Genomic DNA, 10822 nt, shown 5'->3' with positions numbered 1-10822 from the left:
GATCCGGTTTGCCAGCGGCCGGGCAGCAGGTTTCTCGGTGATGGGCGAGGCGGTGTCCAAGCTCACGCCGACCTCCTCGCGCGTTGGCGCAGTAGATCGGTTCCGACAGCGAGGACGATGAAGATTCCGACGAAGAGGTCGGACAGTTGTGAGGGCCAGCCGAGTTGGGTGACACCGGATTTCACGGTTTGGACCAGAAGCGCACCGAGGAGGGTGCCGAGCACGGACCCGCGGCCGCCCATGATCGACGTACCGCCGATCACCACTGCGGCGATGACGGCCAGTTCTTGTCCGTTTCCGACGGATTGGTCCAGGCTCGAGGTGCCCTTGGCCAGGGTGAAGATCGAGGCCAGTCCGATCAGTACGCCGGTGATCACGTAGGTCAGCAGGACCCGGCGCTGCACCCTGATTCCGGCGAGGCGGGCGGCGACGGCGTCTCCTCCGATGCCGAGGAAATGACGACCGCCTGCGGTGTGCCGCAGGTACCACCAGGCGACGGCGGCGAGCAGGACCGTGATGGCGAAGCTGTGCGGCAATCCGAGGGTTTGACCGTCGACGCCACGGCCGAACCAGGCCAGGGTGTTCGGCATGCCGCTGACGGGCTGTGAGCCGAAGATCTGGAGGCCGATGAACAGGAACACGTTCGCGGTGCCGAAGGTGATGATGATGGCGTGCACGCGTCCGTAGGCGATGAGCAACCCATTCATCAGACCGAGCACCGCGCCGGTGGCAATCGCCACCACCACGCACAGGATGAGCGGCAGGCCGTGATCGCGCATGAGCTTGGCGGTCACGACCGAACACACCATGATCGCGCCGCCGACGGACACGTCGATGCCACCGGCGATGATCACGAACGTCATGCCGATGCCGATCAGCGCCACCGGGGCCACTTCGACCAGCAACGGGATGATCGAGCCGGCCGTGAGGAAGGCCGGGGTGGCGAAAGCCAGTGCGGCCCAGAGCACGACAAGCACCAAGACGAGGACGATCTCGGCCGGCGTCACGGGTGCAGGCAACACGCGGCCTCGGCCCCGGACCGGTGGTGCGGTGGGGGCGGCATTGGGATCGACGGTGATGCTCATGCTGCTGGGCCCGCCTCTCCGGCGTCGCCCGCGGCCGCAGCGAGCACATCGACTTGTCTTGCGTCGGGCCCGAACTCCGCGGTGATCGTTCCCGCGCGCACGACCAGGAGCCGGTCGGTGATCCGTAGCGCCTCCTGAAGGTCGGAGGTCACGATCAGGACCGCCGTGCCGTTGGCAGCGAGATCGGCGATGATGCGGTGGATTTCCTCCTTGGCTCCGATGTCCACCCCCTGGGTCGGTTCGGCGAGGAGGAGCAGTTTGGGCCGCTCGACGAGTTGCCGGGCGAGCATGACCTTCTGGGCGTTGCCGCCGGAAAGGTTGCCGACGGCGTAGTTTTCGTCCGGCGCCTTCACCGCCAGTCGCTTCATCAGGTCTTTGGCCACGGTGTGTTCTTTGCGCCTGTCCACGAATGCCCGGCCGAATGAGAGGCGAGGGAGATGCCCGACCGAGATGTTGAATGCGATCGACTGGAACGAGAACATGCCTTCGGTCTTGCGGTTGGCGGGCAGCAGCGCGATACCCGCCTCCCCAGCCTGCCGCGGCGTGCGAGGAGTGACAGTCTGTCCCTGGAGCACGATCTCCCCGCCGCTGGCTCTTGCGAGGCCGTGGATGCATTCGGCGATCTCAGCGACGCCGGAACCGATCAGGCCGTAGAGGCCGAGGATCTCACCGGCCCGCAATTGCAGGCTCACGTCATCGAAGTGGCCGACCCGCGCGAGTGATTTCAGTTCAAGGACCGGTGGCCCGTCTGGTACTGCGCGCGGACTGCGTTCGTCTGAAAGCGCCTCTCCCACCATGAGTTCAGCCATCCGACGCACCGAGAGTTCCCCGATGGGGTAAGTGCCGATCGTGCTGCCATCGCGCATGACGGTCACCTGGTCGGCGATCTTGATCAGTTCGTCGAGTCGGTGGGAGATGTAGATGACGGCAACGCCTTCATCGGCGAGTTTGCGGATGACGCTGAAGAGGACGTCGATTTCGGCGTCGGTGAGGATGGCGGAGGGTTCGTCCAGGATCAGGACACCGGGCTTGCCTGCCAGTGCTTTGGCGATCGACACTTGCTGTTGAGTGGCCACCGACAGGTTGCCAACCGTGACGGTGGCGAGTTCCGGCGGTAGATCAAGCGTGTCGAGGAGTCCGACCACTCTTTCGTTCTGCGCAGCCCAGTCCACTCGTCCCCTTTTGACGATCTCACGGCCGAGGAAGATGTTCTCGGCGACGGTAAGTTCGGCGAACAGTTGCGGTTCCTGGTAGACGGTGGCGATGCCCAGATCGATCGCATCGACGGTCGAGGTAATCGTCAGCGGCTGCCCGTCGTAGGTGATGCTGCCTGCGTCGGGGGTGACGGCGCCGGAGATGATTTTGATCAGCGTGGATTTGCCGGCTCCGTTCTCCCCGACCAGTGCGTGAACTTGTCCCGGCTGGAGTTCGAAGTCGGCGTGCCTGATTGCCTTGACAGCGGCGTAGCTCTTGACGATCCCGGTGAGGCTCAGTCGTGTGTTCGACAAGGCATCTCCAATGATGCTGGTGATCGATCAGTAGTTGAACTGGTCCACGTTTTTGGTCGTGATGAGCAAGGGATCACCGAGCACCAGGGTCTTGCTGGCCTCATCCCATTTCACGGCAGGCAGGTCGTCGTTGACCTTGTTGGTCGGGGCGAAGGCCTTTCCGGCGGCGAGCTGCTCGCCTGCCCACGCCGTGAGGTAGCCGAGGTTCTGGACATTCCAGAGGATCGAGCCGGATGAGGATCCGTCGGCCAGGTATGGCTTCATCGACTTCGGGGTGCCGATCCCAACGGTGAAGACCTGCCCGATCTTCCCGGCGTCCTTGACCGCCTGAGCGACGCCGACGGCCGAGGTGGTGCACTGCCCGATGAGACCGGTCAAATCGGGGTGCGCGCTCATCAGGTCGGTGGCCATCTGCGTTCCCTTGGCCTGGTCCTCACCGGAGTACACGACATCGATGAGTTCGGCCTCGGGATACTTCTGAGACACGTACGCCTTCTCCGCGGCGATCCAGGAGTTCAGGTTCTCGGCCGTTTCACCGCAGGACACGATGGCCCACTTGCCCTTTCCGCCCATCGCTGTCATGAGGGTCTCCGCGGTGGTATTCCCGATTCCCTCCGCGGTGGCCTGGTTGACGAATGCTTCGCGGACCGAATTGGGAGCGTCGGTGTCGGCGGTCATGACTTTGATGCCGGCGGCCTGCGCTTCCTTCATCAGCGGTGCCATCGAGTCGGGGTCGTTGGGTGCGATCACCAGCACGTCGACCTTCTGCTGGATGAAGGACCGCACGACCTGCGCCTGTGCGGCGGCATCGGCCGAGGTCGGGCCCTGGTAGAGCCACTCGATGTCACCGAGAGCCGTTGCGGCCTGCTTTGCGCCGGCGTCCATCGCTTCGAAGTACGGGGATCCCTGCAGTTTCGGGACGAAGGCGACTTTGACTTTGCCTCCGGAGGAGGCGCTGCCTCCGGTTGACGTGCCGTTCTCGTTCTTCTTGGTGCACCCGCCGGCGATCATGGTGACCGCCAACGCGACACATAAACAGCCGACAACGCGCTGGGAAATCTTCATCGACTTCTCCTCCGAACTGGATTGGGACCACGTGTCCGTGCCCGGACGACATCGACTACGTGCGCCTCACCAGATCGAATTCGGCGAGGCGGACACCCGGGGACTTATCGGGCGTTTCATATTTCGTACTACACACCGGGTAATGAAACATCACATTAGGCAGGTGGGTGTGATGTTGTCAACAGTCTCGACACTGCTTGGCATTTCATTTTTCGCGTCATATACCGATCAATGAAACGACCATCGGGGCAGGTTCGACGTGGCGAACGGTTGCGGGTCGACTATTCTGACCCTGGTGCCGGCCCCAAGGATCGCTTCTGAGCCCTACCCGCGGCGCGGCGGCAGGGTGCCCGCTCTCATCCGCACGGCGACAGTGCTGCAGAGCATTTGCGACGCCGGACGTCCGATGCCGCTGGCTGAACTAGCTCAGTTGACCGGGTTTCCGAAAAGCAGTGTGATGGGGATTTGCCACGCGCTGACCGAGGAACACGTGCTGGTCCGCGGAGTGGACGGCACCTACGCGCTGGGCCCACGAGTCTTCGAGTTCGGCTCGGCGGCCAGGGCGCACAGCCGGCCGCTACACGACATCGGGTTCAGCTACCCGGTCGACGAGAGCTTCTTCCTGGCCGAGATCAGAACCGTGCGAGCAGAAGCGACCCGGCTCGGCGCCAACCTCGACCTGCGGTGCGCCAAGGAGGACAAGGAACGCCAGTCCCAACAGATCCGCGAGTTCGTCTCGGCCGACGTCGATCTGATACTGGTCGAGCCGGTGGTGTCGGAAGGGCTCGAAGCCGCGTGCGCCGAAGCGCACACCGCCCGGATCCCTGTCGTTGCGATCGGTTCAGCCGTCAGTGGCGCCGACGCGGTCGTTGCGACGGACAACACGAAGGCCGGCTCACTGGCCGGAACGGCACTGGCGAAAGCACTTTCAGGACACGGTCGGATCGCCGTCGTCGGCGGAATCTCGATCACCGCCAACGCCGACCGGGTGGCCGGGTTCCTCGGAGCAATCGCCGCATACCCCCAATTGACCGCGGTGGTAACCAGCCGAGGCGAGCTGGACGCGCTCTCCGGGCAGAGGGCCGCCGAGGAGATCCTTGCCACCCACCCCACTGTGGACGGATTCTTCGCCGCCAACGACCAGATCGCCATTGGCATCTCGAGCGTGCTGGCCCGCCGCAACCTGTTCGTACCGATCGTCGCAGTCGATGGGGCCCAGGGCGCCGTCGACCAGATCCGTGCTGGGGGGCCAATTGTCGCCACCGCCACACAGGACCCGATGGCGCTGGTGCGAGCGGCCATCGAGATCGGAAGTGCCCTGCACGGCGGCATCGGCGTGGTGCGGCAATCGCATTACATCCAGCCCCGACTGCTCGACGCCCAGAACGTCCAGGAGTATCAGCCGTGGGGATAGACGGACCGCGTACGCCCGCCGTGCATCGCGGCGCTCGAATCCTCGACGCGATTTCATTCGGAGACGCGGACACACCGACGGCGCTGAGCGGCGCACTCGGACTGGCCAAGAGCTCGATCGCCGACCTCGTTGGGGCCCTTGAAGACGAAGGTCTGATCAGGCGCAGCATGGACGGTCACCTACACACCGGGGCGCGCTGGGCCGCCCTGTCCGACCCGGATGCGGCAGTGGACCGGCTCTTCCGTGCCTGCGGACGCACGCCCGACCTCGACGGACACACCATCTCCGTCGTCAAACTCTTTGGCAACCAGATCATTTGCCTGGATGTCCGCCAGGGCCGACGCCCACTCCCCCTGACCCCACGTCCCGGTCAACGCACGAACGCCACCGACACCGCGGGAGCGATCGCCATCCTGTCGTCGGTACCACTGTCCGAAGCCACGGAGCTGGTTCGGGTGGCCGCCGACCACCTCGGCATCAACGATGAACAGGTGGACGACACCCTCGCCCTCAGGCGCAAACAGCGCAAGGGTGTTTACGAATCGCATTCCGCCCAGACCGGGCGACAGCTCGCCTGCGCCGTTGCCGGTACCCGTTTGGCGTTGACCTTGCACTTACCCGATCGCTGGTCCGATTCCGTGCTCGTCCGTAAAGCCGCGCGGGCCTTGGCCGTCGCAGCTAGCGCAGGGTGAGCACCGTTCAGCTGGTGGTTCGATCCCGCTCGATCACCAGCGCTTTGGTGGTGTGGTCGACGCGGTACGACTTACCCCGTTCGATCTGGTCACCTTCGACGACCACGACGGTCAGGCCCGAACGTCGGTCGCTTGGCGCGTTGGCGTGAGCGCGCTGTGTCATCTCTTCGTGGGTCGGAGCTTCTGCGCCAACGAGATTGATGACGTGATGGACGTGATGGATTCCGCCGGTCTCCTGATCGTAGACAATGCAGGCGTAGTGGGATTCGACGTCATCGCCGGCGCCGACGGTTGAGCTGGGAAACATCATCATGGCCTCCAGAAGAAGAAGTTGCACACGCCGGTGCCTTCTTGACGCTGGCCAAGCGCCAGCGCGAAGGTGACGCTGCTGAGGTTCGTGTCGAACACCGAATTGGGCCAGTTGTAGAAGTTGTCGCCGAAATCGGTGACAGTGTCGGGCCCTGCCGGATTCGGCCTAGTGCGGAAGGCGCGGATGCCCGAATTGCACAGTCCCTCACCGTCTGCCTGGCCGAGAGTGATCTGGGCCATGGCTCCCTGTGCGGGGATGTTCACCTCGGCAGTCGTGCCGCTGTCGTGAGCCCAAATGATCCGTGATTGCATACCTGTGATCATCGATCGTCCTGTCGAGTAGTCGCGGCCCCCGATGGGTCGCTTCCGCCAAACCCATCGTGTTGCGCACCGGGTTCGCGCACACGCGTAGTGGACTACCCGACTATTGCTCCCCGTTCGGCGCTCAGCGGGCGGTGAGCATCACGTACTGGGCGGCCACCTGTTGCTGCGTGTCGCGCAACTGCTCACCTCTGGCCTCGATCGCATACCGCCCAGCCGCCGCGACGCAGTAGAACCCCTTCGGAAACGCCATGCAGTGACTGTCCGGAAGGGCGAGCACCGGGTCCGCGGGTTTGGTGCCTTCTGCAGAAACCTCTTGGCCGAACGAGTCGGTGACGGCCACCGCGCCGTACGCATCCTTGGTTTGGTAGACGTTCGTCTTGGCCATCGCCACCTCCGATACCCCGGTGTCCTTGAACAGGGTCGTCGAAGCGATCGGATCGCTCTGAAAGTGCGCGGCACCGCGAGTGTCGTAGACGGCGTTCTTCGCGCTGCCGACGGCGGACGTCGGCGGCAGGGTCTTGGCCAGCAATCCGGTGGGGTCCAACGGGACTGAGGCAAGGGCGCCAGGGTCTGCGGGCTTGAATTGATCTATCGACGGGCCCTGAGCGTCGATGGCCTTGGCGACCAGCGCAGCGGCGGGATCGAAGCCGTCGACGGACTGGACGAACTGCATGAGCACGTAGGGCCCGTGCGCCGTGAACGACCGGATCGTCGCCCAGGTCCGGTCCGACCCGTGTGGGGTGAACGGGTAGGTGGAGGCGACCGCCTCGGGATGTCCGGGGATGGCCGCGCCCGTCGGCGTGGAACCCTGGATCGGCTGCTTCGTGGCAGCATCGCCCATGTCGGTGCTGGCCGCCGCGGCCGCGGCCGGATCGGCGAACCGCAACACCGCGTTCACCATCGCGCTCTTGTCGGGCGCCTGCCGTTCCGAGGCGAACCCGTTGATCAGGCCATGCCGACCCGCGGCACCCGCAACGGCTTCCGGCCCGAGCTGCAATAGTGCGGCGACATTGCTGATCAAATAGAAGCTGTCGAGATACGGGCTGATCAGGCTTTGGTCGACGTCCCATGGGCCGACGACGAAGTTGGCCATCTGTTTCGCGTCGGCGACCGCCCCTGCGGTGGGATCACCCGCGGCGCCCAGCGGCGGACGGGGCACGGTCGGGTAGGTGCCGACGTCGAGAAGTTCGGGACTCACGATGGCGGGAGGCGCGGCGGTCGTTGCAGCGGTTCCCGTGGCGGGGCTGGTGCCGCCGGCGTCCCTGGTGTTGAAGCCGCACGAGACCATCACCAGCGCGCTGGCAACGAGGGCACCGAATTGCAGACTGCGCCGCATCAGATCTCCTGTCGATGGTCCGTCGTCCAACCTAATGGGCGGCGTGCACAATCATCGAATGGCCGAATCAGCCCTCTTGGCACCCGTCGTCGTTGGTATCGCCCCGACCACCATGGAAGACGTCGTGCTCGTGGCGCGCGGCAACGCCCCCGTGACGATCGGAGACGACGCCCTGGCCGCCATGGCTGCGAGTCGTACCCGCATCGAGGCGCTCGCCGACGACCCGGTCCCGGTGTACGGCATTTCCACCGGGTTCGGCGCCCTGGCAACCCGCCACATTCCGCTCGAGCTTCGAACCAAGCTGCAACGCAGCCTCATTCGCTCCCATGCCGCGGGATCGGGTGCTGAGGTCGAGCGCGAGGTGATCCGCGCGATGATGCTGCTGAGATTGTCGACCCTGACCACCGGCCGCACCGGTATCCGGCCCGAAGTTGCGCAGGCCTACGCGGGCCTGCTCACAGCCGGGCTGACACCGGTGGTCTACGAGTACGGCAGCCTGGGCTGCTCCGGCGACCTCGCACCCCTCGCGCACGTGGCCCTCGCGATCATGGGCGAAGGCCACGTCCGCACCGTCGACGGCGCGCTGGTGCCTGCCGCGGAAGCTCTGACCGCACATGGCATCGAACCGATCGTATTCGCCGAGAAGGAGGGCCTCGCCCTCATCAACGGCACCGACGGCATGCTCGGACAACTGGTCTTGGCGTTGACCGACCTGGACCGGCTGCTCGTACTGGCCGACGTATCGGCGTCGATGAGCGTCGAAGGGCTGCTCGGTTCCGACAAGGTCTTCGCGGCGCACCTGCAGGCCCTGCGGCCTCAACCCGGCCAAGCCGTCGCCGCGGCGAACATGACCCGAATCCTCGCCGGCTCACCGATCGTCGCCAGCCACAGTGGACCGGATTGCCCGCTGGTCCAGGACGCCTACTCACTGCGGTGCGCACCGCAGGTCGCAGGCGCCGCACGCGACACCGTCGCGCATACCCGCAACGTCGCGAACTGGGAACTGGCCAGCATCATCGACAATCCCGTCGTCACCGACGACGGGGTTGAATCGAACGGGAACTTTCACGGAGCACCGGTCGCCTACGCATTGGACTTCCTCGCCATCGTCGTCGCCGATCTGGCCAGCATCAGTGAACGACGTACCGACCGGTTCCTGGACGCCTCCCGCAATCACGGGCTCAACGCGTTCCTCGCCGACGACCCTGGCGTCGACAGCGGCCATATGATCGCCCAGTACACCCAGGCCGCAATCGTTTCCGAGCTCAAACGCTTGGCCAGCCCCGCCAGCGTCGACTCGATTCCCTCGTCGGCGATGCAGGAGGACCACGTATCCATGGGCTGGTCGGCGGCCCGCAAACTGCGCAGGGCGATCGACGGCCTCACCCGGGTACTCGCCATCGAGGTGCTCACCGCGGCCCGAGGCATCGACATGCGCGCACCGCTGCTGCCCGCACCGGCTACCGGCGCGGTCATCGCCGCCGTCCGCTCACGGGTCGCAGGCCCCGGCGCCGACCGACACCTCGCACCCGAGATCGCTGCGGTCGTCGACCTCGCGCACGACGGATCACTGGTCGCCGCCGCGGAATCGGTTACCGGCCCGCTGGCCTGACGTCGTCAGGCATCGGGTAGGAGCCTGCCGAGGTCGTCGAGAAGCACCCCCGCTGCCGCGAGGTCGCCACGGAGATCCCGGTCGTCGTCGTTCCAGGGCAGGTCTGCGGCCAGCGCGACGGCTTGGCCGGCGACACCTGTGAAGCGGTCGTGCAGACCACGTTGCCGCAGCAGGCGTACCGCCCCGACCAGTTCGCAACACAGCAGGACCCGGTAGGCAGCCACCGACCGTTCGAGTTGAAGCGCGCTCTGGGAGGCGAAGGTGGCGTCCTCCTCCATGCCCCTCGACAGCACGAGCGTGCCGACGGAGGCGGGTTGCGCCGCCGCGCGGATTTCGGCGATTGCACCCGCGGCGACGTACTCGACCATCATCAGGCCGGACGATCCGTCTTGGGCGGCGGCCAGAAAGGCATTGCTGCCGTTGGTCTCCGGGTCGTTGAGCATTCGGATTCGGGAATGGGTGATCGGCGCGGTCAGAGCCATCGCCAACGTGGTGCCGTCGAGTTCGAGTGACAAGGACGCCTGGTAGAAGGCACCGTGATGGACTACCTGGTCACCCTCCGGATCGAACAGTGGATTCTCCTGCGCCGTGTTCAGCGTCCGCTCCAGCTGCCCGGCAAGCGAAGTCAGCGTTGCGACGGCACTTGCCTGGGCGACCGGGTAGACCCGCAACCCGTACGGATCCTGGATGCGTGCCGGGCTGTGATCTCGATGCCCAGCGCCAGCGAACAACTCCCGCAATCGGGAAGCGACCACATCCACCTGCGGTGCGGCCGCGGCCCGTGCGGCTGCCGCCGAGAACGCCGATGGGTTTCCGTCGAGCGCGAGGAAGCTGAGCATGTAGATCACGCTCGATGCCCGTTCGAGTCTGGCCAGTTCAGCCACTGCGAGACAACTACGGCCGACGGTCAGCGCGCTGCTGCTCATGAAGGGCAGCGCACTGTCGGCCCCCCACGGATCCATCGGAGTCAACGGGTTGGTGGCCGGCCTCTCACCGATCAACGTCAGCGCGGTTCCGGCGAGAGCCGCCAGGTCACCCGTGCCGATCGATGCGTAATGGAGCAGCTCCGGCAGCGCGTTCTGGTTGAGCATTCGGACAAGCCCGTCCAGGATCGCCGGGTCGAGTCCAGCGCCGGGAACGCAGAGTTGCATGAGGCGCGCCGCGAGCATCGCCCGGACCGTCCTGTCGTCGAGTGGATCGCCTGCGTCGGCCGCGTGGCTGCGCAGGAGGCGCATCCCGTAGCTCTGGTCGCTGGACAGAACCGGGGTGCTGCGATTCGCGCCGACACCGGTGGTGCGCCCGTAGGTGGGGTAGCGCGTGCTCAGGTCGGCTGCCTGGTCGTACACGTGCGCGATGGTCGAGGCGACCGTCGCGGAGACCGAGACCTGATCGCGTCCGTCGGCGAGCGTCACGACGTCGCCAACCCTGCCGGTCCCGTCCAGCTCGATCATTTTTTCTCCTCGATCCTCTATCGCAG

Annotated in this window: 10 protein-coding genes; 3 read left to right on the top strand and 7 right to left on the bottom strand. The window is 65.6% G+C overall.

From position 1 onward, the window contains the following. Window positions 1-62: 62 nt before the first annotated feature. The 3 genes from QOC69_RS04650 to QOC69_RS04640 are packed head-to-tail and all read right to left on the bottom strand — an operon-like array spanning window position 63 to window position 3658. The gene (locus QOC69_RS04650; RefSeq protein WP_526436846.1) at window positions 63-1085 is read right to left on the bottom strand and encodes an ABC transporter permease; all 1023 of its coding nucleotides are present in this window, start codon (window positions 1083-1085) and stop codon (window positions 63-65) included. Then, window positions 1082-2593: a sugar ABC transporter ATP-binding protein gene (locus tag QOC69_RS04645; protein WP_526436844.1), complete on the bottom strand. Its 1512-nt coding sequence runs from the start codon at window positions 2591-2593 to the stop codon at window positions 1082-1084. The genes QOC69_RS04650 and QOC69_RS04645 overlap by 4 nt, the downstream gene beginning before the upstream one ends. Window positions 2594-2620: 27 nt before the next feature. Further along, on the bottom strand, window positions 2621-3658 hold the full coding sequence (locus QOC69_RS04640) for an autoinducer 2 ABC transporter substrate-binding protein (RefSeq protein WP_526436842.1): 1038 nt from the start codon (window positions 3656-3658) through the stop codon (window positions 2621-2623). Between the two features lie 259 nt (window positions 3659-3917). Here QOC69_RS04640 and QOC69_RS04635 point away from each other — a divergent pair, with 259 nt between their 5' ends. After that, window positions 3918-5072: a substrate-binding domain-containing protein gene (locus QOC69_RS04635; RefSeq protein ID WP_526436840.1), complete on the top strand. Its 1155-nt coding sequence runs from the start codon at window positions 3918-3920 to the stop codon at window positions 5070-5072. After that, entirely contained in the window at window positions 5063-5764 is a 702-nt protein-coding gene (locus QOC69_RS04630) for a helix-turn-helix domain-containing protein (protein ID WP_526436838.1), read from the top strand. The genes QOC69_RS04635 and QOC69_RS04630 overlap by 10 nt, the downstream gene beginning before the upstream one ends. Before the next feature lie 7 nt (window positions 5765-5771). Here QOC69_RS04630 and QOC69_RS04625 read toward each other — a convergent pair whose 3' ends face one another. The 3 genes from QOC69_RS04625 to QOC69_RS04615 all read right to left on the bottom strand — a co-directional run bounded on the left by QOC69_RS04625 (window position 5772) and on the right by QOC69_RS04615 (window position 7733). Next, on the bottom strand, window positions 5772-6077 hold the full coding sequence (locus QOC69_RS04625; RefSeq protein WP_526436836.1) for a hypothetical protein: 306 nt from the start codon (window positions 6075-6077) through the stop codon (window positions 5772-5774). Continuing rightward, entirely contained in the window at window positions 6074-6385 is a 312-nt protein-coding gene (locus QOC69_RS04620) for a hypothetical protein (RefSeq protein ID WP_526436834.1), read from the bottom strand. The genes QOC69_RS04625 and QOC69_RS04620 overlap by 4 nt, the downstream gene beginning before the upstream one ends. A gap of 133 nt (window positions 6386-6518) precedes the next feature. Next, window positions 6519-7733, bottom strand: coding sequence for a DUF7373 family lipoprotein (locus QOC69_RS04615; RefSeq protein WP_526436832.1), 1215 nt, complete (start codon window positions 7731-7733; stop codon window positions 6519-6521). Between the two features lie 58 nt (window positions 7734-7791). Here QOC69_RS04615 and hutH point away from each other — a divergent pair, with 58 nt between their 5' ends. Further along, window positions 7792-9345, top strand: coding sequence for a histidine ammonia-lyase (gene hutH / locus QOC69_RS04610; protein WP_526436830.1), 1554 nt, complete (start codon window positions 7792-7794; stop codon window positions 9343-9345). Between the two features lie 5 nt (window positions 9346-9350). Here hutH and QOC69_RS04605 read toward each other — a convergent pair whose 3' ends face one another. After that, window positions 9351-10796, bottom strand: coding sequence for an aromatic amino acid lyase (locus QOC69_RS04605; protein WP_526436828.1), 1446 nt, complete (start codon window positions 10794-10796; stop codon window positions 9351-9353). Window positions 10797-10822: the final 26 nt, after the last annotated feature.

This window comes from Mycobacterium sp. (genome assembly GCF_032162105.1).
Taxonomy (GTDB): Bacteria; Actinomycetota; Actinomycetes; order Mycobacteriales; family Mycobacteriaceae; genus Mycobacterium.
The sequence above is the reverse complement of the archived record's forward strand: the minus strand, read 5'-3'. Positions and strand labels throughout refer to the sequence as shown.